Below are 25,323 nucleotides of genomic sequence, written 5' to 3'. Positions count from 1 at the left end.
GTAATTCAAAATCAAAAAAAATCATAATTTTATGAAAAAAAATTTACAAGTTATTAATTCAATAAAAATGCTATTTTATAGCTTAGCATTTTTATTATTGCTTTTTCCTTCTAAAGGATTTGGTCAGTTATTAACTGAAGATTTTAGTTACTCTACTACTGGTGACATAACTACATCTTCAGCTGGGGTTTGGACTGCTCATAGCGGAACAACAAACTATCCACAATATACCAATAGTGGATTGACCTATTCAGGTTTTTCAGGTTCTAATGTTGGAGGAGCAATGACAATAAGTACTTCAGGTACTGCAGATGTCAATAGAGTTTTTACTAATCAAACTTCTGGGATTGTTTATGCCTCTTTTTTAGTAAATATAACAGGAGTAACTACGACTGGTGATTATTTTGCTCATTTTGGACAAACAAGTGTTGGTACAACTTTTTTAGGTAGGCTTTTTGTTAGAAGAGACGCGTCAAATAATTTGTCTTTTGGATTATCTAAAGCAGCTGCAATAGCAAGTGCAACTTTTACACCTAATAGTTATTCATTGAATACTACGTATTTAATAGTTTTGAAATACTCAATAAATTCTGGAACAAATAACGATGCAGTTGCAATGTTTATTAATCCTATGCTTAATGGTTCTGAACCAGGATCATCTACAATTTCGGCAGCTGATACTTCAGCAGCAGATCTTACATCAGGTGTTGGAAGTATTGCTTTCAGACAAGCTGGAGGAAATACACCAAATGCAACAATTGATGGAATAAGAGTAGGTTCAACTTGGGCTAGTATTTTACCCTCATCAGCTTCAATAACTGGCGCTGCAACAGCAACAGCTTTCACAACAACATACGGAACAGCTTCTACAGAACAATCATTTCTTGTTTCAGGAACAGATTTGTCTGCAAATTTAGTTGCAACAGCTCCAGCAGGTTTTGAAGTTTCTAATGACGGAGCCACCTATGGTGCTTCAACTTCATTCACACAATCTTCTGGAAATGCAAGTGGTACTTTAAGAATTAGATTAAAAGCTGATGCTCCTGTTTCGGGTTCTTATAATTCTCAAAATATTGTTCTTTCAAGCACTGGAGCATCTCCAGTAAATATTACAACAGCATCAACTGGAAACATTGTTTCTCCAGCTACAATCACTATCACAGCAAATAATCAAAATGTTGCTTTTGGAACACCTGTAGCAACAGTTATTGCTGCTGGTTCTTATACATCTTCAGGATTTGTTAATAGTGAAAATGCGTCTGTAATAGGTGGTTCTGCATCTTATACAACGTCTTATACTGATACTACTCCAGCAGCTACTACTGGTGTTACTATTACTCCTGATGTGTCATCGTTAACAGCTACAAATTATAATTTTTTAGCTGCAGATGGAACTATTTCAATTACCTCTTCGCCAACGCCTTCAATTACTAGTGGACTAACTTTTAGTTCAGTATATGGAACTGTTGCGTCGATTTATACAATTACTGCTTCTGAATCACCAACTAGTTATAGTGGATCTGGTTTGCCAGGTGGATTGACTTTAAATACTACAAATGGTGAAATTTCAGGAACTCCAACTGCTGCTCCTGGTGCCTATAATGTTTTGATTTCAGCGACTAATGGTGCTGGTGCAGGCGATAGTCAAACATTAGTTTATACAATTATAGCCAAAGAATTAACAATTTCTGGAGCTATTGCTGATAATAAAATTTATGATAGAACTAATGTAGCTACAATTTCTGGTTCAAGTTTAGTTGGAATATTTGGTAGTGATGATGTGTCTGTTTCAAATTCAGGAACTTTTGCAACTATAAATGTTTCAAATGGCGTTTCAGTTACTTCAACTCAAACATTAAGTGGTTTGGATGCAGGGAAGTATAGTTTGACTTTACCTACTGGATTAGCAGCAGATATTACAGCGAAAGAAGTAACTATTTCTGGTGCAGCTGCTCAAAACAAATCTTTTGACGGAAATACTACTGCAACTATTATAGGTACTTTAAATGGTGTTATTTCTCCAGATTCAGTAACTTTAATTCTATCAGGGACTTTTGCTAGTTCTGTAATTGGAACTGGAATAGCTGTTACATCAACTTCTACAATTGGAGGTGCAAATTCTGGAAACTATTCATTGACTCAGCCAACAGGTTTGACTGCGAATATTACTGTCCCAACAGTTCCTTTATTACAATGGAATACTTTTGGAAATGCAGGGACTGAAACAATAGAGCCAAGTGCTACTAATGATGCTAATATGTTATCTTCTAGTTTGAATTTTACGGGAAGTACTGTATCACCTGCAGGAAATGGAAATCGTTTTGGTGGATCTAATTGGGGTGTTGGCGCAACGCTATCTACTTCAAATTATATTCAGTTTACTGTTGCTCCAACTGCAGGGTATATTTTTACACCAACCTCTTTATCTTTTATTTGGGATTTTTCTGGTTCAGGTCCGTCAGCTGTTACACTTAGATCTTCAGCAGATAATTATACCAATGATATTGCTACATTAACCGCAATGACTGCGAGTACTTCTGTTTTCAAAACATTAAATATTACAGGTCTTTCTGATTTATCTACAACTACTTTTAGACTTTATGGATATGGAGCAACAGCTACTGGAGGTACCGGAGGTTTTGATACAGGAACTTCACAAAATAATGTACGATTAAATGGCTATTCTACCGTAGCTCCACCACCAGCCATTGCTGCTTCAGGAACTTTATCTGCATTGTCTACTGTTTACGGAACACCATCTTCAGAAACTTCATTCTCTGTTTCAGGAACTTTCATGCAAGCTGGAATTTTAGTAACACCTCCTGCTGGATATGAAGTTTCATTATCATCAGGTTCTAGTTTTGCTTCTTCAGTTACTGTTGGTTCAGGTGGAACTATTTCTTCTACACCAGTTTATGTGCGTTTAAGTGCAACGGCGTCAGTTATTAGTTCACCTTATTCAGGAGATATTGTGCTTTCTAGTTCTAATGCCACTTCTGTTAATGTTGCAACAGTTTCAAGTACAGTTACTGCAAAAGAATTAACGGTTAATGGATTATCTGCTAATAATAAAGTTTTTGATGGAAATACAACTGCGACTTTATCAGGAACAGGTTCTTTAGTTGGTGTAATCAATAGCGATGTGGTTTCTTTAGATGGAACACCGGTTGGGACTTTCGCAAGTTCTGCTGTTGCAAATGCAATTGCTGTTTCAGTAACTGGATACTCAATTAGTGGAGCAGGTTCTGCTAACTATAACCTTACTCAGCCTTCTTTGGTAGCTGACATTACTAGTGAACCCTCACCAGTAATCTCTAGTGTTTTAACTTTTTCAGCTACATATGGTGTTTCCGCTGCAACATACTCAATAACCGCTTCAGAGTCACCATCAAGTTTTAATGCTACTGGTTTACCTGCAGGATTATCTGTAAATACTTTTAATGGTGAAATTACTGGAACTCCAACAGGATTACCTGGTGTATATCCAGTTTCTATTTCTGCTACAAATGGAGGAGGAACAGGTATAGCAACTTTGAATTATACTATTTTAGCTAAAGAGCTTACTATTACAGATGCTGTGGCTGATAATAAAATTTATAATAAATTAAATACTACAACAATTTCTGGTTACACTTTGGTGGGTGTTGTAGGTACAGATGATGTTACAGTTTCTAATACAGCTACATTTGCTTCTGTTGATGTTGCTAATGGTATTTCTGTTACTTCAACACAAACTTTAAGTGGAGCTGATATTGCAAAATATACACTAACACTTCCAATAGGATTGTCAGCAGATATTACTCCAAAGTCTCTTACACTAACTGGAGCAATTGCTCAGAACAAACCTTTTGACGGAAATACTAATGCAACAATATCAGGTACTTTAACAGGAATTATTTCTGGTGATGTTGTTACATTAATTGGAACAGGTAATTTCGTATCTTCTGCTGTAGCTAATGGAATTTCGGTAACTTCAACATCAACATTAGGTGGAGCAAGTTCAGGAAATTACTCTTTAACTCAGCCAACAGGTCTTTTTGCTAACATTACTCCACCAGCAATCTTACAATGGAGCACTTTTGGTAACACAGGAAATGAAACAATTGAGCCAAGTACATACAATAATCCAAATGTAACTTCTGCAAATCTTACTCAAGGAACTATTGCTGTAACCGCAAATGGAAATCGTTTTGGAGGTACCGGTTGGTTTAATACAGGAAATACTGCAGGAGGAAATACTCTTTCTGAAGCTATTACAGGAAACGATTATATTCAATTTGTGGTTACTCCTAACTCAGGATATATTTTTACACCGACATCTTTCTCTTTTATTTGGGATTTTTCAGGAACAGGTCCGAAATCAGTAGCTCTTAGATCTTCTGCAGATGGATTTACAAATGATATTGGTGCACTTACTAATATGTCAGCAAGTACAACAGCTATCAAAACAATTCCTATCACAAGTTTAACAAATGTGTCTTCAACAACAACTTTTAGACTTTATGGGTTTGGAGCAACAGCTGCAGGAGGTACTGGTGGATTTGATACGAATTCAAATCAAAATAATGTTATTTTGTATGGAACTACAGCCGAGTTAACTGGTCCAACAGCATCGGTTATCTCTGGAACAACTTCTATTTGCGAAGGTGATAGCGCAGCCATTTCGGTTATGTTAACAGGAGGAACTAGCCCATTTACAATTCAATATACTGATGGAACTACTGTTTTTACAGAAACTAATTATATTAGTGGAACAAACATTATTGTTTCACCATTAACTTCATCAACTTATACTTTAGTGTCAATTACTGACAGCTTAGCTTACACAGGAACTGGTAATACTGGTTCTGCAGTAATAACTTTGTTACCAAATTTAACCTATTATATTGATAATGATGGTGATGGTTATGGTGATCCTTTAGCTCCAACTTTTCAATCTTGTGTTCCTTTCCCTGGTTATGTAACCTTAGGAACAGATTGTAATGATGCAAATGCTGCTATCTATCCAGGAGCTGTTGATGTATGTTACGACGGAATTGATAATGATTGTAATGGAATTATTGATAATGTAGGTCTTCCAGGTGGTTGTACCCCAATTGTAGGTTCATTACCAGCAGGAACATGCGGTACAACTCTTGCTGGCTGGTATTCAACTGTTACGGCAAACTGGACTAATTTTGCTCAAGGATACCGATTCAAAATCACTAAAGTGGATATGAATACAAATGCTCCAATTGCAGCACCAGTTATCATTGACAGACCAACCAATAATATTTCATTGGCTAACGTTCCAGGAACGACTTACAACTCAAGATATATGTTTGAGATTGCAGTACGATACAACAATGTATGGCAACCATTTTTTGGAGCACCATGTTACTTAAACACACCGAACCCAGTTTCAACAATTGGTGCTCAATGTGGAAGTACATTAACGGCTATGAATCAATGGATTACTGCAGGAGCAGTTTCTAATGTTACTGCTTATAAATTCAGAGTTACCAGAGTAATCGCAGGAAATCCAACAGGAACTTCTCAAGAAACTACACAAGCAGGGAATAAGTTTAATATGACTCAATTGTCAGGTATCTTATATGCTAGTACTTATAGAGTAGAAGTTTCATTAAGAAATACTGATGGTACCTTCTTACCTTATGGTACACCATGTACTATTAATACACCAGTTTATCCTACTACTCAAGTAAGATCGGTTCAATGTAATAACTATCAAGTTACAAGTAACTCAGAATTAATTATTGCTGATGCAGTAACTGGTGCAACTACCTACAGATTTAGAGTTTACAACGGAGTTGATTATGATACATTCTACGACAACCAATTCAACAGATTTACATTAAACAACTTCCCTGGCTTAATTCCAAATGGAGCTATTTATTCTGTACAAGTTGCGGTTAAGTTACCAAATGAGCCAAGTTTTGGTCCATATAGTAAAGCATGTACTATCAAGACTCCAATGCAAGCAAGAGCTATTGCATCAGATGTTCAATTAGAAGTAGTAAATGTATTTGAAGCATTGGCTTATCCAAATCCATTTGCAGAAAACTTCAAGTTGGATGTGAAAACTACTAGCGAAGCTAACATTCAAGTTAGAGTTTACGACATGATAGGAAAACTAGTAGAAGATAAAATGATAAACGCTTCTGATATTCAAAACTTTGAATTAGGAAACCAATATCCTTCTGGAGTTTACAATGTAATTGTATCTCAAGAGTCCAATACTAAAACACTACGTGTTATAAAAAGATAGTTTTTTAAATAAGAACTAAATAGTTTAAAACCTCCTCAAGAAATTGAGGAGGTTTTTTGTCTGCATAAAAAGTCAAGTTGCAAAACTAAAAATAATTTTAACTAAATACATATTAACTTTTAGCCATAAAAAAACCACTCCTAAAGAGTGGTTTTTTTTATTATATTAGAATATTAAGCTTTTTTGGTTACGCTTTTTAATTTATAAAACGCAAAAATTAAACCAAAAAGCATTAAAATTAATAATTTACCATTAATTGGAGCAGGAGCAGGATCTCCACCTTCAAGACCACCACCGCCATCTTCTTCATCATCAGGTTGTGCAAAAGCAACAAAGTCTGAAAGCAAAATAAATGAAAACAAACAAAATTTATAAAATTTATTCATAACTAAACATTAATTCAAGGTGCAAATATAAAATCATTTTTTTTAATAATGTTATATTATTGTAATTTATCGATTAAAAGTAGAATAAATTTTACGAAATCGACATAGTTTATGTAAATCCTAGTCAAATTCTGACGTAAAAAATAATTTTACGCTTGGATATTTGCTCTGAGTCATCTGAATTGTGAAATCTGAATCTGCTAAAAACACCAATTGTTTATACTTATCGTGTGCTAAAAACTTTTGTTTAACTCTTTTAAATTCTTTAAACTCCTCATTTTTAGCATCATCTGGTTTTACCCAACAAGCTTTGTGTACTGGAAAATTTTCATAAGTACATTTTGCACCATACTCATGTTCTAAACGATATTGTATTACCTCATACTGAAGTGCTCCAACCGTTCCAATAACTTTTCTGTTATTCATTTCAAGTGTAAACAGCTGAGCAACACCTTCGTCCATTAATTGGTCAACACCTTTTTCTAATTGTTTTGCTTTTAATGGATCAGCATTGTTGATGTATCTAAAATGTTCTGGTGAGAAACTTGGAATTCCTTTGAAACTCATCATTTCGCCTTCGGTAAGAGTGTCACCAATTTTAAAATTACCAGTATCGTGTAATCCAACAATATCTCCTGGATAAGAAATATCTACAATTTCTTTTTTCTCAGCAAAAAAAGCATTTGGACTTGAGAATTTTAAATTCTTATTTAAACGAACGTGCATATAAGGTTTGTTGCGTTCAAAAGTTCCTGAGACAATTTTTATAAAAGCCAAACGATCTCTGTGCTTAGGATCCATATTAGCATGAATTTTAAACACGAATCCAGATAATTTTTCTTCTTCTGGGTTTACAATTCTTGTGTCTGATTCTTTTGGTTTTGGAGTAGGAGCAATTTCCACAAAGCAATCTAATAACTCTCTAACTCCAAAATTATTTAATGCAGAACCAAAAAACACAGGCTGTAGGTTTCCATCCAAATACTCTTGTCTATCAAATTTTGGATATACTTCATCTATTAGTTCTAACTCTTCACGAAGTTTTTGAGCCGGTTTTTCTTTGATTAATTTTTCTAATTCAGGACTATTGATGTCAGAAATTGCAATAGTGTCCTCAATGTTTTTTCTGCTATCACCACTGAAAAGATTTATATTTTGTTCCCAGATATTATAAATTCCTTGGAAATCATATCCCATTCCAATTGGAAAACTTAAAGGCGTTACTTGAAGACCAAGCTTTTTTTCTACTTCATCCATTAAGTCAAAAGCATCTTTACCTTCACGGTCTAATTTATTGATAAATACAATTATTGGAATTTTTCGCATTCTACAAACAGCTACTAGTTTTTCTGTTTGTTCCTCAACACCTTTTGCAACGTCAACCACAACTATAACACTGTCTACAGCTGTTAAAGTTCTAAAAGTGTCTTCTGCAAAATCCTTGTGTCCAGGTGTATCAAGAATGTTGATTTTTTTATCTTTATAGTTGAATGCCAAAACCGAAGTTGCCACCGAGATTCCCCTTTGACGCTCAATTTCCATGAAGTCACTGGTTGCTCCTTTTTTGATTTTGTTGTTTTTTACTGCACCAGCCTCCTGAATAGCACCACCAAAAAGTAATAATTTCTCTGTTAGTGTTGTTTTTCCGGCATCAGGATGAGATATAATTCCGAATGTTCTGCGACGTTGTATTTCTTTTAAAAAGCTCATAATTGTTATAATGGACTGCAAAAATACTATTTATTAAATAAATAACTAATGGAAGTTGTGATTTGAAAAAATCTTCCTTTTTATTCTGTTAATAAAATTTTGTTAATAGTAAGTGCTATACTTGTTTAATACAGTCGATTTGTTACTTTTGTTGATTGTTATATATGTGCAGTTTGTGCACGTAAAATAGAAATTAATAAAACCACTTATTTAATTAAAATACAGAATATGAAGTTAAAACAAATGTTTTTAGGGTTAACAATGTGTCTTGCTTTTATATCAAATGCACAAAATAAATCCAAAGAAGTTTTATTTACCATCAATGATAAACCTTATTATACGGATGAATTTGTAAGGGTTTATAATAAAAATTTGGATTTAGTAAAGGATGAATCTCAAAAAGATTTGAATCAATATTTGGATCTTTACGTTGGTTACAAACTTAAAGTTAACAAAGCAAATAAATTAGGACTTCAAGAAGGACAACAATATCTAGCTGAGTTAAAAACTTACAGAACGCAATTGTCTAAAAACTATACAACCGATTCAAAAGTTACTAAAGAACTAGTTGATGAAGGTTATAAAAGACTTCAAAAAGAGGTTAACGCTTCTCATATTTTGATTTTAGTTGATGAAAATGCTTCGCCTGCTGATACTTTAGCTGCCTACAATAAAACTATGGTCATCAAACAACGACTAATGAAGGGTGAAGATTTTGGAACCGTAGCTGCTGAAGTTTCTCAAGATCCATCGGCTAAAGAAAATAAAGGAAATCTAGGTTATTTTACAAGTTTCAGAATGGTTTACGCTTTTGAAAATGGCGCTTACAATACTCCTGTTGGAACCGTATCTAATCCAGTGAGAACTCGATTTGGATATCATTTGATAAAAATAAATGATGTTAGAGCAAACAGAGGCGAAGTAGCAGTTGCTCACATTATGATTTTGAAACAAAAAGATAATGAAGAAGTTACAACCGCAAAAACTACTATCGAGGATATTTATAAAAAACTACTACAAGGCGAAAAATTTGAAGAATTAGCTAAGCAATTTTCAGAAGATAAATCTTCAGCTTCAAAAGGTGGTGTTTTAAATCGTTTTGGTTCAGGGCAATTGAGCTCAGAAGAATTTGAAAATAAAGCTTTTTCATTAACAAAAGAGAATCCGGTTTCTGAGCCTTTTGAGACTCAATTTGGTTGGCATATTGTAAAATTAATCGAAAAATTTCCAATAAAATCATACGAGGATTCTAGAATCGAATTAGAAAACAAAATTGGTAAAGACGATCGTTCTAGATTGATTACAAATTCTTTAACTGAAAAATTAAGAAAAAAATATCCAGTAAAAAGAGATGCTAAATTGTATAGTTCTATTGTAAAATTAGTAACTAACGATTTTTATGAAGCAAAATGGACATTGCCAGCTGACGCAAAAAAATATTCTGCAACACTTTTCAATGTTGGAACTAGAAATCTATCAGGAACAACATTTTTAGATTATATTTATTCTCAACAAAAATCAGGAATAGCTATTAAACCAATAGAAAAATTGGTTGAAAAGTTATTTGAAAATTTTGCTGATGAGCACCGTAACCAATACAATAATGAGAATTTAGAAAATGAGTTTCCTGAATTTGCCTCAGTTATGGAAGAATATCGTGATGGATTATTATTATTTGATTTAATGGATAAAGAAATTTGGCAACGTTCTAAAACAGATTCTGTTGGATTGAAAGCATTTTACGATACTCAAAAAAATAAATATCAATGGAAAGCTCGTGTGACTAGTGAAATTTATTCTTCAAGAGATAAAGAAACTATGAACAAGGTTTTAGCAATGCTTAAAAAAGGAAAAACACCTAAGGATGTAAAAGATAAATTTAATACAGAGGAAGTATTAAACGTAATGCTTTACGAAGGAACTTATGAAGAAGGTGATAGCGCTTTGCCACAAGGAACTAAAATGGAGTTGGGGCTCTCAGAAATAACTAATAAAGGTGAATACTATTTTATTACTAAAGTAAATAAAGTCCTTCCTGCAGGTGCAAAATCATTAGAAGAATGTAAAGGTAAATTAGTGAACGACTATCAGCAATATTTAGAACAAAATTGGGTTGATGAACTTAAAAAAGAATTTACTGTAAATGTAAATCAAGACGTGTTTGAAACAGTAAAAAAACAAATTAAAAAATAATAAACGAAGTAATGATGAATGTATTGAATAACAAAATTGTACAAGGTATTTTCCTTTTTTTAATTGGTTTTTCTGTAAACGCTCAAGAGATAATTAAAGACAAAGAACCAGAAAAGAAAGCAACAACACCACAACAAAAGCGTCAACGTGTTGATGGAATTGTAGCAACAGTTGGAGATTACACGGTTTTAGATTCTGATATTGATAAAGCTTTTCTTGAAATTGAAGGTTCTGGTGGTTCTGTAAAAGACATTACAAGATGTCAAATGTTGGGAAAACTTCTTGAGGATAAATTGTATGCGCATCAAGCCATTCAAGATTCTATTGTTGTAAAAGATGAAGAAGTAAAAGAAAAAATGAATCAACAGATAGACTATATGGTAGAACAACTTAAGTCTATGGAGAATGTGGTGAAATATTTCAAAAAGAATAACGAAGACGAGTTTAAAACCGAACTTTTCGAAATCTTGAAACAACAAAAATTAGCTTCTGAAATGCAGAAGAAAATTATTGATCCAATTCAAATTACACCAGAAGAAACAAGAAATTTTTTCAAGAAAATTCCAGAATCAGAACGTCCAATGTTGGGTGCTGAGCTTGAAATTGCACAAATAGTTATTGCACCAAAAGTTTCGCAAGCAGAAAAACAAGTGGTTATTGATCGATTGAAAGAAATCAAGAAACAAGTGCAAGAAGGCGCAAGTTTTACAACCAAAGCCGTTTTGTATACAGAAGATCCAGGTTCTCGCTCTAGTGGTGGTTTTTATAAAATAAACAAGAAAACACCTTTCGTAAAAGAGTTTAAAGATATTGCGTTCTCATTACAAGAAGGAGAAATATCAGAACCTTTTGAAACGGAGTTTGGTTTTCACATTATTTATTTAGAAAAAGTAAAAGGCCAAGATTTAGAATTACGCCACATTTTGATGATGCCAAAAGTATCTTATGATGCACTAAAAGAAGCAAAAGATAAAATAGAATTGTTAAGAACAAGAATATTGGCTAAGGAAATTACTTTTGCAGAAGCAGCAAGAACGATGTCCGATGAGAAAGAAACTCGTGCAAATGGAGGAACATTAGTTAACCCAAAAACTCAAGATACGCATTTTGAATTGACCAATATGGATCCAGTTATTTATGGTCAGGTTTCTAATTTGAAAAGTGGTGAAATTTCTTCAGTTATTTTAGATGAGGATGCAAAAGCAGGAAAACGTTATAAAATTATAATGGTTACTAATAAAATTGAAGAGCATACTGCTGATTTTAGTAAAGATTTTATCAAGATTAAAGAGTTAGCTCTGAAAGAAAAACAAATCAATGCCATTGCAAAATGGACTGATGCTAAAGTAAAAGAAACTTATATCAAGATTAATGGTGAGTACAAAGATTGTACTTTCACTAACAATTGGTTAAAAAAATAATAGTATATTTTGGATTTAAATGCAAGGAAGCATCTAATGTCTAAAATCTAAAATCTAAAATTAAATATGTCAGACGTAACAGCGATACAGAATTTAGTTCAGAAAAGGCTCGAACTTAAAAAAGAAATTTCCAAAATAATTGTTGGTCAAGACGATGTTGTTGACCAAATATTATTGAGTATTTTTTCAGGTGGACACGCTTTGCTAGTTGGAGTTCCTGGTTTGGCAAAAACCTTAATGGTTAATACTATTTCTCAAGCTTTAGGGTTGAACTTTAAAAGAATTCAGTTTACACCAGATTTGATGCCTTCGGATATTTTAGGAAGTGAAATTTTAGATGAAAACCGTCAGTTCAAATTTATAAAAGGTCCAGTTTTTTCTAATATTATTTTGGCTGATGAGATTAATAGAACGCCACCAAAAACACAAGCTGCATTATTGGAAGCCATGCAAGAGCGTTCAGTAACCATTGCCGGTCACAATTATAAATTAGATTTACCTTATTTTGTTTTAGCGACACAAAACCCGATTGAGCAAGAAGGCACCTATCCTTTGCCAGAAGCACAATTAGACCGTTTTATGTTTGCTATCAAATTGGATTATCCAACTTTTGCAGAAGAAGTCGAAGTAGTAAAAAGTACAACATCAGATGCAAAACCAACCATAAATCCTTTATTTGAAGCTCAAGAAATTATCGATTTCCAACATTTAATTCGTCGTATTCCAGTAGCGGATAACGTTATTGAGTATGCAGTGACTTTGGTTGGGAAAACGCGACCGAATTCGCCGTTGGCAACTGATTATGTAAATAATTATTTAGATTGGGGTGCAGGACCAAGAGCTTCGCAAAATTTAATTTTGGCAGCCAAAGCGAATGCTGCTTTCAACGGAAAATTCTCTCCAGATATTGAAGATGTAAAAGCCGTTGCAACCGGAATATTAAGACACAGAATCATCAAAAATTACAAAGCCGATGCTGAAGGAATTACAGAAGAAGTAATTATAAGTAAGTTGATGTAAGATGTTTTTAACAAGCATGAATAGTCAAGCACTATTTTTATTAATCTGTTTGTATCTGTTTTGTAATAGTATTCTATATTTTTTAACTTTAGGAATATTATATCTTTTAAAATTGAAATCTTTTTATGCTACATGGTATAAAAAGATTTTTTTGTTTTTAGGAATTGGCGTGATTGCTTACTTTGTTTTATTTTTTTGGAAGAAACAATGAAATTAAATAATATTCGTATTTTTTTTTCGTTCTAAAATAAACTTTTAACCATGAAAAAATACTTATTCTTACTTCCAGAATTTTTTATTATATCATTATCAATATTTTGGTTTTTAGATAATTATTTAGGTTCAGGACACATTAATTATTTTACAGTCGTCGTTTTTATTATTGTATCGCTTCAACTTTTTATCAAAAATAAGATTGTCGGAATTATTCTTGGTTCCGTCTTTTTCCTTTTTGGATTGTATATGATTTTAGCAGTACTATCTGAATTTAAAAAATTTGCAACAATCGATTTTTCAGCAATTCAATTAATTTCAGTTGGTTTTTTAATCTGTTTCGTACTAATTGCAGCTTCCATTGGGATGTTTTATAAATCTATTCCAAAAAAAATCTAAATTTTATTATTCCTTTCTTTTAACAAAGCGAATTCAATTTTATAATATAATTATTTAAGGTTAAGTTTCTCGTCTAATTTAGAAACGTTCTTAGTTGTGATTTTGTTTCTTAAATTTCGAATATGATAAAAAAAGGTTTCTAAATTAACAATTATTCAAAATTTTTATTCAAAATTCATTTTTATGCAATAATAATTAGTCAAAATGGTGATTTGGCAATAATAATCTTTTGAAACATGAGATTTATTAAATATTTTTTAATTATCATTAATTTCATTAAATTTGCATTGCAAATAAATAAACCTATTATATTATGGCTTTTGATATCGAAATGATTAAAAAAGTGTATGGAACAATGGCTGAGCGCGTTGATAAAGCACGTGAGTTAGTTGGTCGTCCGTTAACACTTTCTGAAAAGATTTTATATTCACATTTATGGGAAGGAACTCCTTCTCAAGCTTTTTCAAGAGGAAAAGATTATGTAGACTTTGCTCCAGATAGAGTTGCCTGTCAAGATGCAACAGCTCAAATGGCATTGTTACAATTCATGCATGCGGGAAAGAAAACAGTTGCTGTTCCAACAACAGTACATTGTGATCACTTAATTCAGGCGAAAGTTGGTGCTACAACCGATTTAGCTGTAGCGAATTCACAATCGAAAGAAGTTTTTGATTTCCTTTCTTCAGTATCTAATAAATATGGAATTGGTTTCTGGAAACCAGGTTCTGGAATTATTCACCAAATTGTTTTAGAAAATTATGCATTTCCAGGTGGAATGATGATTGGTACCGATTCACATACAGTAAATGCTGGTGGATTAGGTATGTTAGCAATCGGTGTTGGTGGTGCAGATGCAGTTGATGTAATGTCAGGAATGTCTTGGGAATTGAAATTTCCAAAACTTATCGGAGTTAAATTGACAGGAAAATTAAACGGTTGGACGGCTCCAAAAGACGTGATTCTAAAAGTAGCTGATATTCTTACTGTAAAAGGTGGAACTGGCGCTATTGTAGAATATTTCGGAGAAGGCGCTATCAATATGTCATGTACTGGTAAAGGTACAATTTGTAACATGGGTGCAGAAATTGGAGCAACGACTTCAACTTTCGGATATGATGATTCAATGAGAAGATATTTAGCAGCAACTGGTCGTCAAGATGTAGTGGATGCTGCAGATAAAGTTGCCGATTATTTAACTGGTGATGCTGAAGTTTATGCTAATCCAAGTCAGTATTTTGATGAATTAATCGAAATCAACTTATCAGAGTTAGAACCACATATTAACGGACCTTTCACTCCAGATAGAGGAACGCCTGTTTCTAAAATGAAAGAGGAAGCAACTAAAAATGGTTGGCCTTTAAAAGTAGAATGGGGTTTAATTGGTTCTTGTACCAATTCTTCATACGAAGATATGGCCCGTGCTGCTTCAATCGTTGAACAAGCCGTTGCTCACGGAATCTCTCCAAAAGCAGAATTCGGAATCAATCCAGGTTCAGAGCAAATTCGTTATACAATTGAAAGAGACGGAATTATCGCAACTTTTGAAAAAATGGGAACAAAAGTATTTACAAATGCTTGTGGACCATGTATCGGACAATGGGATAGAGCAGGAGCAGACAAGGAAGAAAAAAATACAATAGTTCACTCGTTCAATAGAAATTTCTCAAAACGTGCTGACGGAAATCCAAACACGCATGCTTTTGTAACCTCCCCAGAAATGGTGGCTGCTTTAGCAATTTCAGGTGATTTGTCTTTCAACCCAATAACTGATACTTTATTGAATGATAAAGGTGAAGCTGTAAAATTAAATCCTCCAACAGGTGACGAACTTCCAAAAAGAGGTTTTGATGTTGAAGATGCAGGTTTTCAAGCTCCAGCTGCTGATGGAAGTGACGTTCAAGTTGCTGTTTCTGAAACTTCAGATCGTTTACAACTTTTAGCACCTTTTGATGCTTGGGATGGAAAAAATATTTCAGGAGCAAAATTGCTTATCAAAGCTTTCGGAAAATGTACAACTGACCATATTTCTATGGCTGGACCATGGTTACGTTTCCGTGGACATTTAGATAATATTTCAAACAATATGTTGATTGGTGCTGTTAATGCTTACAACCAAGAAGCTAATAAGGTTAAAAATCAATTAACAGGAGAATACGCTGCTGTTCCTGCTGTGGCAAGAGCTTACAAAGCTGCTGGTGTTCCTTCAATTGTGGTTGGTGATCAAAATTATGGCGAAGGTTCATCAAGAGAGCACGCTGCAATGGAACCACGTTTCCTTGGAGTGAAAGCGGTTTTGGTAAAATCATTTGCTCGTATTCACGAAACTAATTTGAAAAAACAAGGGATGTTAGCGTTAACTTTTGCTAACGAAGCAGATTATGATAAAATTAAAGAAGATGATACTATCAATTTCTTAGACTTAACAGAATTTGCACCAGGAAAACCATTAACATTAGAGTTTGTTCACGCTGATGGTTCAAAAGATATAATTTTAGCAAATCACACTTACAACGAAAGCCAAATTGGTTGGTTTGTAGCTGGAAGTGCATTAAACTTAATTGCTGCTAACGCATAATTGGTTAGTAATTTATTTTTGCAAAAAAAAGCTCCTAAATTTAGGAGCTTTTTTAATTATATATTTTTATAAATTTCGGTCAAGCTAGAATCCCATTCTACAGTTTCATAATAAAAGTTAAGTGTAGTTAACTTTCCTTTTTGTTGGATGAAACATTTTCCGGTTACAATTGCGTTGTCAACTTGAATTTTAAGAGTATCACCTGTTACTACTTTACTTTCTTTAAATTGCTGATAAACTTTTTGTGCTATTTCTTCTTTAAGTTCTTTTTTAGAATTAAAGGTGCTCACAACAATCATATTTCCGCTATTGTTTTTTACAATTAGCTCCATGCCATTGTAGCCATACTTATAAGTGGTAACTTTTGATTTTTCTTGACCAAAAGAAAATTGTGTCAATACTAAAAGTAGCAAAACTAAAAAGGATTTGTTTATAGATGTAAATTCGGGTTACATTTCAAAACGCTAAAATATCATAATTATTGGAAAGTAGTAACTTTTATTTTAAAAATTAATTAAATATTAAATAATAATTCAAAGAAGTATTGTATTTGCTGTGAAAAACTCTATAAAATGGAAATTGAAATAGTTTGGTTTAATTTTGAAATTAAAAAAAAATCCACTTCAAATAAATGAAATGGAATTTTTATCTCGAATTAATAATCTACTAATAGTAAGTATAACGTCTTACTTTAGAAATATATTTTGCAAGTCTTATAACTTGGTGGCTGTAACCATATTCGTTATCGTACCAAACGTAAAGGACAATGTTTTTTCCATCGCCAGAAACAATTGTTGCATTACTATCATAAATAGACGGAGCAGATGTTCCAACAATGTCAGAAGAAACTAGCTCATTATTTAATGAATATTTTATTTGCTCAACAAGTTCTCCTTCAAGAGCATATTTCTTCATGATATTGTTTACTTCTTCAATAGAAGTTTCTTTACCAACTTCAAGATTCAAAACTACAAGCGAACCATTTGGAACAGGAACACGAATAGCATTGGAAGTTAATTTTCCTGCTAAATTAGGCAATGCTTTTGCAACTGCACTTCCAGCTCCAGTTTCTGTAATTACCATGTTTAAAGCAGCAGCTCTCCCACGACGATATTTTTTGTGCATGTTATCTACCAAGTTTTGGTCGTTGGTATAAGCATGAATTGTTTCTAAGTGGCCTTTTACAACTCCAAGCGTATCTTCAACTGCTTTTAAAATTGGTGTAATTGCATTTGTTGTGCAAGAAGCAGCCGAGAAAATATTTACTGTGTCTGGATTATAATCATTATGATTTACTCCATAAACAATATTCGGAACACTTTTTCCTGGTGCAGTCAATAAAACTTTATCAACTCCTTTAGAAGTTAAATGGCGTTTCAAAGCCTCTTCTGTTGTGAAAGCTCCAGTATTATCAATAACTAAAGCATCTTCAATTCCGTATTTTGTATAATCAATTTCTTCTGGAGAATTAGCAGTAATAATGTGAACTGTAGTTCCGTTGATTATTAAAGCATCATTTTCAGTGTCAGCATTTACAGAACCCTCAAAATCGCCATGAACAGAATCGTATCTTAATAACGAAGCTCTTTTTTCTAAAGATTGTGCGTCATTTCTATCACGAGTTACAATAGCTCTCAAACGAAGTTGTTGTCCTTTTCCAATTTTACTCATCATTTCACGAGCCAATAATCTTCCAATTCTACCAAATCCATAAAGAACTACATCTTTAGGTTTAATTTCTTGTGAATTTTTAGCGTCTTTTAATTTGTCAATTACAAACGCACGTGCATCGTGATATTTATTGTCTTCCAAATGATATTCATAAGTTAGTTTTCCAATATCAATTCTTGATGGTGGTAAATCTAAATTTTCAATAGCACGAGCAATTTCAACAGAATCAAAAACATTAATTGGTTTTTGAACGAATTCACCAGCATATTCATGCAAGTTCATAATATCGCTAACGTTTCTATCAATTAATTGATTTCTAAAAAAAACCAATTCAATAGATTTGTCATACCATAAATCACTGATAATTTTAATAAATTCTACACCAGCCTTTCTTCTATCAGCTTGAAAAGAGAGCTCTTTTTCGTATAATGCGTTTTTGTTCATTTTGAGAAAAAATTGATTAGTTGTGTTTTTATAAATAAATTTCGGTGCAAAAGTAATCAACTATAACGTTTTCGTAAAATTATTTCAAACTTTTTTTAAATAAAAAAACCATTCTGTTTTATTCAGAATGGTTTTTCACCTTTTATTAAATTATGTTTAGATGATAATGCGCATTACTTGACCATTTTTTGTCATAAGTTTTACACTCGTTCCTTGACTTTCATTGGTGTTGTTTGTTGCTCTCGAAACCGTTTCAACATCGGATGCTTTTACACCATTGATGTCTAAAATGATGCTTCCTTCTAATTCGTCTTTGTATGGTAAAAGTCTTTTGTTACTTACTTCTTTGATTTTTACACCATAGTCAATTCGGAAATTTTTCTTGTCAGCATCAGTTAAATTTTCTAATTCTAAACCTTTAAAGTCTGTTTGAATGATATCATTTTTCACTAAAATTACAGGAACAACTTTGATTAGTCCGTCTCTTTCATAAGTCACATTTACCTTATCATTCGGACGTTTTGTATTAATAAATCCAGATAGTTCAGCATAAGATGAAATTTTTTGATTGTCTAATTTTTTGATGATATCACCTTTTCTTAAACCTGCTTTTTCAGCACCAGAATTTTTATTTACCTTATTTATATAGAATCCTTCAGTATCTTTAATTCCTAATTCTTTAGAATAGTTTCCTGTCAATTCACTTCCTTCAACACCTAGAATTCCTCTTTGAACATTTCCAAATTCCATGATGTCTTCAATGATTTTGCGTGTAATATTTGATGGAACTGCAAATGAATATCCAGTATAACTTCCTGTTGGAGAAGAAATCATAGTGTTAATTCCAATCAATTCGCCACGAGTATTTACCAAAGCACCACCAGAATTTCCTGGATTTACAGCTGCATCGGTTTGAATAAATGACTGAATTCCTTTGGTATCCAAATTTCTAGCTTTCGCAGAAACAATTCCTGCTGTAACGGTCGAATTCAAATTATATGGATTTCCTACTGCTAAAACCCATTCACCAACTTTCACTTGATCGGAATCTGCAAATGTTGAATAAGGTAATTTTCCATCAGCATCAATTTTTAGCAAAGCAATATCCATTTTAGAATCGGTTCCAATTAATTTTGCTTTGTAAACTTTATTGTTATTTAAAGTTACTTCCAACTCAGAAGCATCTTTAATCACATGATTATTAGTAACAATATAACCATCTTCCGAAATTATTACTCCAGAACCTGTCCCTATTTGTTCTTGTTGTTGACCACCTCGCGAACCATAGAAAAACTCCATAATTGGGTTGTAAACTGTTCTTATGGAGACATTTTTTACGTGAACCACCGTGTGTACTGCATTTTCAGCAGCTGCGGTAAAATCAATATTTTCGGCACCCATTCCAACAGTTCTTCCAAAGGAACTCGGAGCTTGTGTAACAATTGAATTTCCATTGACATCTTTTTCAATAAATAATTTATAAGCACCTAGTGTTGTCGCACCGCTTAACAAAGACACTAAAAATAAACTTGATAATCTTTTCATTTTTTAAATTGTTTTAAATCATTTAACATCAAATTTAGTAATTTATTATTTTTATAAAATCAGTTTAACGCTCGTTTAACAATCTTTAACGTATCATTAATATTTGTAACTTTGTGGAATACAAAAATAAAAATGCAACTCAAATTTTACAAATATCAAGGAACAGGAAATGACTTTGTGATGATTGATAATCGTCAAAATTTATTTCCCAAAAACGATACCAAACTGATTGAACGCCTTTGCGACAGACGTTTTGGTATTGGTGCTGACGGTTTAATTCTTTTAGAAAATGACAATTCGACAGACTTGTCTACCGAGAAGGTAGATTTTAGAATGGTTTACTACAATTCTGACGGAAATGAAAGTTCGATGTGTGGTAATGGCGGACGATGTTTGGTAGCTTTCGCTAAAAGTTTGAATGTTATAAACAATAACGCAACATTCATTGCAACGGATGGTTTACATCATGCAACAATTGACGAAAACGGTATTGTTTCTCTTCAAATGAAAGATGTTGATGAGGTGAAAATCGATACAGAATATGTTTTTTTAAATACAGGTTCGCCACATCATGTAACTTTGGTAAATGATTTGGAAAACTATAATGTAAAAGAAAATGGAGTAGAAATTAGGTATTCCGATTTGTATGGAAAAGCGGGAAGTAATGTGAATTTTGTAAATCAAATTTCTGATAATCATTTCCGACTAAGAACTTATGAACGTGGTGTTGAAGACGAAACTTTATCATGTGGAACAGGAGCAACTGCAACAGCTATTGCAATGAATGTAATCGGAAAAACCAATTCAAATTCAATTGATATAAATGTAGAAGGCGGAAAGTTAAAAGTCACATTTGAAAAAGCAGACAAAGGTTTCGAAAAAGTTTTTTTAATTGGACCAGCAACTTTTGTTTTTGAAGGAATAATTGAGATATAATTTGTAAATACTACTTCGTACTTTGTACCTCGTAATTCGTACTTTTCATGATAACATTAAAAGGAAAAAACATATACTTACGTGCTCTCGAACCAGAAGATTTGGAATTTGTCTATCAAATAGAAAATGACGAATCTATTTGGAATGTGAGTAATACGCAAACGCCTTACAGTAAGTTTTTAATTCGTCAGTATCTTGAAAACGCACATCAAGATATTTATGAAGCCAAACAATTGCGACTTGCAATATGTAAAAATGACACTTTTGAAGCTGTTGGATTAATAGATTTATTCGATTTTGATCCTGTAAATAATCGTGCAGGAATTGGGATTTTAATCCAAAATGAAACTAATCGTGGCAATGGAATTGGTAAGGAAGCGCTAGGTTTATTAATCGATTATAGTTTTAACCAACTTCAATTACATCAACTTTATGCAAATATTGGAATGGATAATGAAGCAAGTTTAAACCTTTTTACTACTTTTGGATTTCAGAAAATAGGAGTGAAGAAAGATTGGATTTATCACAATGCCTTTCATGACGAAGCACTTTTTCAGTTAATCAATCATCAACATTAAAAAAATATTGTTTTGAACAAAAAATTAAAAACCATTTTAGGAATTGGAACGGCTCTTTTTCTAATTGTCGCTACTGTCGTTTATGTCAAATTTTTCTCATCTAATACTAAATTTTCCAAAGAAGAACTCTATGTTGAAATTCCAACAGGTTCCAATTATGAAGATGTTAAACGAATCGTTTCACCATATGTTGAAAGTATGAGTGGTTTTGATCTTATGGCTGGTTTGAGAAAATATGATGATAATGTTAAGTCTGGTAGGTTTTTGTTTAAAAAAGGAATGGGTAACTTTGGTTTGATAGCTTCTTTAAGAAGAAATTTACCTGTAAAAATTGCTTTTAACAATCAAGAACGATTAGAAAACGTGGCTCAAAGAATTGGTTCTGAAATTGAGGCGGATTCTTTAGGATTGATGACAGCTTTTAGAGATAGCGTTTTTTTAAAGAAAAATGGTTTTACAAAAGAAAATGTTTTATGTATGTTTCTTCCTAATTCGTATGAATTTTATTGGAATACCTCTGCAGAAAAATTCCGTGATAAAATGCTTGATGAGTACAAGAAATTTTGGAATAAAGATCGTTTAGCTAAAGCAGAAGAATTAGGAATGACACCTGAGCAAGTTATAACTTTAGCTTCTATTGTGCACAAAGAAACAGTAAAAAAGGACGAACGCCCTAGGGTTGCTGGTGCGTACTTGAATCGAATTACACAAGGAATGCCTTTGCAAGCAGATCCAACGGTTATTTATTCACTTAAACTTAGAGATAATGATTTTGATCAAGTTATAAAAAGAGTTCTTTACGGTGATTTGACTATTTCATCAGCTTACAATACTTATGTTAATATTGGTTTGCCTCCAGGACCAATTGCGCAGCCAGATATTAATGCTATAGATGCTGTCTTGAATGCTGAAAAGCATGATTATATCTACTTTTGTGCAAGCGTTGAACGTTTTGGATATCATGAATTTGCTTCAACTTATCCTCAGCATCAAGTTAATGCAAAGAAGTATGCTGATTGGTTAAATACGACTGGAACCAACCGATAAGTGTTGAAAAAATCACCTTTAATACTATTGCTTTTACTTCTGTTAAAATTCAACTTCGGATTTTCTCAGAGTGACTTCAATAATTTTTTTAAACCTTCCGATTCTTTAAATAAAAAACGTCTCAACGGAGTTATTATCTCTGAAACTGTTTTAGCATCTAGTGCTTTGGTAGGTCTTAATCAACTTTGGTATGCAGATTACCCAAAATCTGACTTTCATTTTATTAATGATAATGATGAATGGCTTCAAATGGATAAAGCTGGACATATTTTTTCGGCTTATCATCTGGGAAGCTATGGTGCAAATGCTTTGAAATGGAGTGGTTGTGATAGAAAAGGTCAATTAGTATATGGAGCAACTGTTGGTTTTGCTTTTTTAACTGCTGTCGAGGTTTTTGACGGCTTTTCCCAAGAATGGGGTGCATCTTCAGGAGATTTAATTGCTAATGCTGGTGGAACTGCTCTATATGTTTCGCAAGAATTATTATGGAAAGAGCAACGCATTGTGCCAAAATTTTCATTTCATACTACAAAATATGCTTCCTTACGTCCAAATGTGTTGGGTAGTTCACTTTCTGAAGAGATTTTTAAAGATTATAACGGACAAACTTATTGGTTATCAGTGAATTTACATTCGTTTTTAAAATCGTCTAAATTGCCCAAATGGTTAAATTTGGCTGTTGGTTATGGTGCTGATGGAATGATAGCTGGAAGAAGTGAAACAGTAGTTGATTTAAACCTTCCTTTTTCGAAAAGAGAACGACAATTTTACCTAAGTTTGGATGCAGATTTAACAAAAATTGAAACAAAATCTGCTTTTTTAAAGACTTTTTTTTCGATTTTTAACGCTATCAAAATTCCAGCTCCAACGATTGAAATCAGTGGCTCACAAGGAGTTAAATGGCAAGGTTTTTACTTTTAGAAAACTTTAACTGCTTGATTTTCAATTTTATTTAAAAATAAGTTGTACATTTGCATCGTCAATATCAAGATGGTGACAGCACTTGGAAATTACAATTTATGATAAATAGGTGGTCGTTTTACATAGGAATCGTTGTGTTAATTGGATTTATAAGCTCCGCTTTTAAACCTATAGAATCTTTCAATCATAACTGGTTTTATGTAGACGAAAATGAAGAATTGTTATATCAATTTCCTTCAGAAAAACCATCAGATTATATTAATACTTCAATACCTTTTACCGGAAAATATTTTATTGGATTTAAAGAAGCTATCGCTTTCAAAGAATCTCAAGGAAAATATAGTAAAGTTAATTCTTTAGGATATTTAGGTAAATACCAATTTGGTAAATCTACATTAGCTTCAATCGGAATTAAAGATAGCATGCTGTTTTTGAGAAATCACAAAATGCAAGAAAAAGCTTTTATCGCGTTGTTGAAAAAGAACAAGTGGGAATTAAGAGAAGTGATAAAAGAATATAGAGGTAAAATGATTGATGGTGTAAGAATTACTGAATCAGGAATTTTAGCTGCGGCTCATTTAGGTGGAGCAGGTTCTGTTAGAAAGTTTCTAGAATCTAACGGAAGAAAAAAATGTAAAGACAATTATGGAACTTCTGTAAAGTCTTACATGAAAGAGTTTGGGGGTTATGAAACTCATAATATCAAACCAGAGAGCAGTCCTAAAGTGATAAAATAGTTAAGAGTTAAATTAAAAAAAGCCATCAATTCTGATGGCTTTTTTATTTAATAGGATTTGTGTATTATAAATATCGTCGGTCGATTGTGTAAATCAATAGTTGCTTTTTTCCATTCTGAAACTTTCATTGTTTTGATGTATTCTGTTGGAAGTGTTATATCTGCAGCAATACATAAATGAGTATTTGGTTGTAATGTTTGGAGAAAATCTTCTAATAATTTATTGTTTCTATAAGGTGTTTCAATAAAAATTTGTGATTGGTTTTTGTCAAAAGAAAGTTTTTCAAAATTTTTCAAAGCCGATTTTTTATCAGATTTGTCAATGGGTAAATAACCATTAAAAGCAAAACTTTGTCCATTCATTCCGCTTCCCATCATAGCTAATAAAATGGAGGATGGCCCAACTAAAGGAACTACTTGAATTCCTTTTTCATGAGCTAGTTTAACAATTGCAGCACCAGGATCGGCAACTCCAGGACAACCAGCTTCGCTCATTAATCCAACATTGATTCCTTGCAAACAAGGCTGAATCATTTCATTGTGTTCAGAAACTTCGGTGTGTTTGTTTAAAGAACTAATTATTAGAGAGGATTGTACTTTTTCTGGGTAAATACTTTTTATAAACCTACGTGCAGTTTTTTCATTCTCAACAATATAGCAATCAATAAATTCGATGGCTCTTTTAACTGTTTGAGGCAAAACATCATCTGGATTACTTTCTCCAAGTGTTGTTGGAATTAAATATAAAATACCTTTTAAGTTTACTGGCTTCATTAGGAATGTTTTGCTATTAATTTTTTTGCTAATAAATCCGTAGCTTCATCAAGCATTTCGTAAACCATATCAAATCCGTTTTGTAAACCATAATATGGGTCTGGTACGTCAACATTATCACCAGGAAATAATTCTTCTAAAATAAGTTGTACTTTGTTTTTGTCTTCTTCGGTTTTTGCCATAAAGACAACATCGTCATAATTTGAACCATCCATAACATAGATGTAATCAAATTCGTCAAAGTGTTTAGGAAAAAAGTGTTTACCCCTTTGGTTGGATATATCCAGTCCGTTTTTTTTAGCTGTAGCTATAGAACGATCATCAGGTTGTTTACCAACATGCCAATGACCAGTTCCGGCAGAATCTACCAAAAATTTATCTTTAGGAAGTTTTGCAGCTAATAAACCTTCTGCCAATGGTGAACGACAGATATTGCCTAAGCAAACCATTAAAATTTTAACGGACATAGTATTAAGTTTCAGTTTT

Annotated in this window: 18 protein-coding genes; 11 read left to right on the top strand and 7 right to left on the bottom strand. The window is 32.8% G+C overall.

The genetic code is table 11. The features are described 5' to 3' along the window. The first annotated feature begins 31 nt into the window (after positions 1–31). Entirely contained in the window at positions 32–6,268 is a 6,237-nt protein-coding gene (locus ABD771_RS02555; RefSeq protein WP_345090226.1) for a YDG domain-containing protein, read from the top strand. A 173-nt stretch (positions 6,269–6,441) separates the two neighbouring features. Here the strand turns inward: ABD771_RS02555 and ABD771_RS02550 are convergent, their stop codons facing one another. Further along, the gene (locus tag ABD771_RS02550) at positions 6,442–6,654 is read right to left on the bottom strand and encodes a hypothetical protein (RefSeq protein ID WP_345090223.1); all 213 of its coding nucleotides are present in this window, start codon (positions 6,652–6,654) and stop codon (positions 6,442–6,444) included. 120 nt (positions 6,655–6,774) lie between these two features. Beyond that, positions 6,775–8,364 carry a peptide chain release factor 3 gene (locus ABD771_RS02545; protein WP_345090220.1) on the bottom strand — a complete coding sequence of 530 codons (1,590 nt, stop codon included), beginning with the start codon at positions 8,362–8,364 and terminating at the stop codon, positions 6,775–6,777. A gap of 228 nt (positions 8,365–8,592) precedes the next feature. Here ABD771_RS02545 and ABD771_RS02540 point away from each other — a divergent pair, with 228 nt between their 5' ends. The 5 genes from ABD771_RS02540 (at position 8,593) to ABD771_RS02520 (ending at position 16,185) form a co-directional block, all read left to right on the top strand. Beyond that, positions 8,593–10,557 carry a peptidylprolyl isomerase gene (locus tag ABD771_RS02540; protein ID WP_345090217.1) on the top strand — a complete coding sequence of 655 codons (1,965 nt, stop codon included), beginning with the start codon at positions 8,593–8,595 and terminating at the stop codon, positions 10,555–10,557. 14 nt (positions 10,558–10,571) lie between these two features. Then, positions 10,572–11,978 (top strand): peptidylprolyl isomerase, encoded by a 1,407-nt coding sequence (locus ABD771_RS02535; RefSeq protein ID WP_345090750.1) that lies wholly within the window; start codon positions 10,572–10,574, stop codon positions 11,976–11,978. 66 nt (positions 11,979–12,044) lie between these two features. After that, the gene (locus ABD771_RS02530; protein ID WP_345090214.1) at positions 12,045–12,998 is read left to right on the top strand and encodes an AAA family ATPase; all 954 of its coding nucleotides are present in this window, start codon (positions 12,045–12,047) and stop codon (positions 12,996–12,998) included. Positions 12,999–13,259: 261 nt separating this feature from the next. Further along, positions 13,260–13,610 (top strand): hypothetical protein, encoded by a 351-nt coding sequence (locus ABD771_RS02525; protein ID WP_345090211.1) that lies wholly within the window; start codon positions 13,260–13,262, stop codon positions 13,608–13,610. Between the two features lie 313 nt (positions 13,611–13,923). Then, positions 13,924–16,185, top strand: a complete 2,262-nt coding sequence (locus ABD771_RS02520; RefSeq protein WP_345090208.1) for an aconitate hydratase — start codon at positions 13,924–13,926, stop codon at positions 16,183–16,185. Positions 16,186–16,241: 56 nt separating this feature from the next. Here ABD771_RS02520 and ABD771_RS02515 read toward each other — a convergent pair whose 3' ends face one another. The 3 genes from ABD771_RS02515 to ABD771_RS02505 form a co-directional block, all read right to left on the bottom strand. Continuing rightward, on the bottom strand, positions 16,242–16,598 hold the full coding sequence (locus ABD771_RS02515; protein ID WP_345090205.1) for a hypothetical protein: 357 nt from the start codon (positions 16,596–16,598) through the stop codon (positions 16,242–16,244). Positions 16,599–16,851: 253 nt separating this feature from the next. Beyond that, on the bottom strand, positions 16,852–18,300 hold the full coding sequence (locus ABD771_RS02510) for a glyceraldehyde-3-phosphate dehydrogenase (protein WP_345090202.1): 1,449 nt from the start codon (positions 18,298–18,300) through the stop codon (positions 16,852–16,854). Positions 18,301–18,456: 156 nt separating this feature from the next. After that, a complete protein-coding gene (locus ABD771_RS02505) occupies positions 18,457–19,845 on the bottom strand; it encodes a trypsin-like peptidase domain-containing protein (RefSeq protein WP_345090197.1) in 1,389 nt (462 codons plus the stop codon). Between the two features lie 132 nt (positions 19,846–19,977). Between ABD771_RS02505 and dapF the strand changes: the two genes are divergently transcribed. The 5 genes from dapF (at position 19,978) to ABD771_RS02480 (ending at position 24,064) form a co-directional block, all read left to right on the top strand. Then, the gene (gene dapF / locus ABD771_RS02500; RefSeq protein ID WP_345090195.1) at positions 19,978–20,781 is read left to right on the top strand and encodes a diaminopimelate epimerase; all 804 of its coding nucleotides are present in this window, start codon (positions 19,978–19,980) and stop codon (positions 20,779–20,781) included. A 47-nt stretch (positions 20,782–20,828) separates the two neighbouring features. After that, entirely contained in the window at positions 20,829–21,359 is a 531-nt protein-coding gene (locus tag ABD771_RS02495) for a GNAT family N-acetyltransferase (RefSeq protein ID WP_345090192.1), read from the top strand. Between the two features lie 12 nt (positions 21,360–21,371). After that, complete coding sequence (mltG, locus tag ABD771_RS02490) at positions 21,372–22,406, top strand: endolytic transglycosylase MltG (RefSeq protein ID WP_345090189.1); 1,035 nt, start codon at positions 21,372–21,374, stop codon at positions 22,404–22,406. A gap of 3 nt (positions 22,407–22,409) precedes the next feature. Further along, positions 22,410–23,327, top strand: a complete 918-nt coding sequence (locus tag ABD771_RS02485; protein WP_345090186.1) for a DUF2279 domain-containing protein — start codon at positions 22,410–22,412, stop codon at positions 23,325–23,327. Between the two features lie 98 nt (positions 23,328–23,425). Beyond that, entirely contained in the window at positions 23,426–24,064 is a 639-nt protein-coding gene (locus tag ABD771_RS02480; RefSeq protein ID WP_345090183.1) for a peptidoglycan-binding protein LysM, read from the top strand. Positions 24,065–24,111: 47 nt separating this feature from the next. Here the strand turns inward: ABD771_RS02480 and ABD771_RS02475 are convergent, their stop codons facing one another. Both ABD771_RS02475 and ABD771_RS02470 read right to left on the bottom strand, forming a co-directional pair. Then, a complete protein-coding gene (locus tag ABD771_RS02475; protein WP_345090180.1) occupies positions 24,112–24,837 on the bottom strand; it encodes an SAM-dependent methyltransferase in 726 nt (241 codons plus the stop codon). Next, a complete protein-coding gene (locus ABD771_RS02470; protein ID WP_345090177.1) occupies positions 24,837–25,304 on the bottom strand; it encodes a low molecular weight protein-tyrosine-phosphatase in 468 nt (155 codons plus the stop codon). The genes ABD771_RS02475 and ABD771_RS02470 overlap by 1 nt, the downstream gene beginning before the upstream one ends. Positions 25,305–25,323 lie beyond the last annotated feature (19 nt).

The organism is Flavobacterium chungnamense, assembly GCF_039539165.1.
GTDB classification, from domain to species: domain Bacteria; phylum Bacteroidota; class Bacteroidia; order Flavobacteriales; family Flavobacteriaceae; genus Flavobacterium; species Flavobacterium chungnamense.
The sequence above is the reverse complement of the archived record's forward strand: the minus strand, read 5'-3'. Positions and strand labels throughout refer to the sequence as shown.

What these genes read in the sequence shown, in the direction of transcription:
- ABD771_RS02555 (WP_345090226.1), top strand. Translation starts at nt 32, where the DNA reads ATGAAAAAAAATTTACAAGTTATTAATTCAATAAAAATGCTATTTTAT.
- ABD771_RS02550 (WP_345090223.1), bottom strand. Translation starts at nt 6,654, where the DNA reads ATGAATAAATTTTATAAATTTTGTTTGTTTTCATTTATTTTGCTTTCA.
- ABD771_RS02545 (WP_345090220.1), bottom strand. Translation starts at nt 8,364, where the DNA reads ATGAGCTTTTTAAAAGAAATACAACGTCGCAGAACATTCGGAATTATA.
- ABD771_RS02540 (WP_345090217.1), top strand. Translation starts at nt 8,593, where the DNA reads ATGAAGTTAAAACAAATGTTTTTAGGGTTAACAATGTGTCTTGCTTTT.
- ABD771_RS02535 (WP_345090750.1), top strand. Translation starts at nt 10,572, where the DNA reads ATGAATGTATTGAATAACAAAATTGTACAAGGTATTTTCCTTTTTTTA.
- ABD771_RS02530 (WP_345090214.1), top strand. Translation starts at nt 12,045, where the DNA reads ATGTCAGACGTAACAGCGATACAGAATTTAGTTCAGAAAAGGCTCGAA.
- ABD771_RS02525 (WP_345090211.1), top strand. Translation starts at nt 13,260, where the DNA reads ATGAAAAAATACTTATTCTTACTTCCAGAATTTTTTATTATATCATTA.
- ABD771_RS02520 (WP_345090208.1), top strand. Translation starts at nt 13,924, where the DNA reads ATGGCTTTTGATATCGAAATGATTAAAAAAGTGTATGGAACAATGGCT.
- ABD771_RS02510 (WP_345090202.1), bottom strand. Translation starts at nt 18,300, where the DNA reads ATGAACAAAAACGCATTATACGAAAAAGAGCTCTCTTTTCAAGCTGAT.
- ABD771_RS02505 (WP_345090197.1), bottom strand. Translation starts at nt 19,845, where the DNA reads ATGAAAAGATTATCAAGTTTATTTTTAGTGTCTTTGTTAAGCGGTGCG.
- dapF (WP_345090195.1), top strand. Translation starts at nt 19,978, where the DNA reads ATGCAACTCAAATTTTACAAATATCAAGGAACAGGAAATGACTTTGTG.
- ABD771_RS02495 (WP_345090192.1), top strand. Translation starts at nt 20,829, where the DNA reads ATGATAACATTAAAAGGAAAAAACATATACTTACGTGCTCTCGAACCA.
- ABD771_RS02480 (WP_345090183.1), top strand. Translation starts at nt 23,426, where the DNA reads ATGATAAATAGGTGGTCGTTTTACATAGGAATCGTTGTGTTAATTGGA.
- ABD771_RS02475 (WP_345090180.1), bottom strand. Translation starts at nt 24,837, where the DNA reads ATGAAGCCAGTAAACTTAAAAGGTATTTTATATTTAATTCCAACAACA.
- ABD771_RS02470 (WP_345090177.1), bottom strand. Translation starts at nt 25,304, where the DNA reads ATGTCCGTTAAAATTTTAATGGTTTGCTTAGGCAATATCTGTCGTTCA.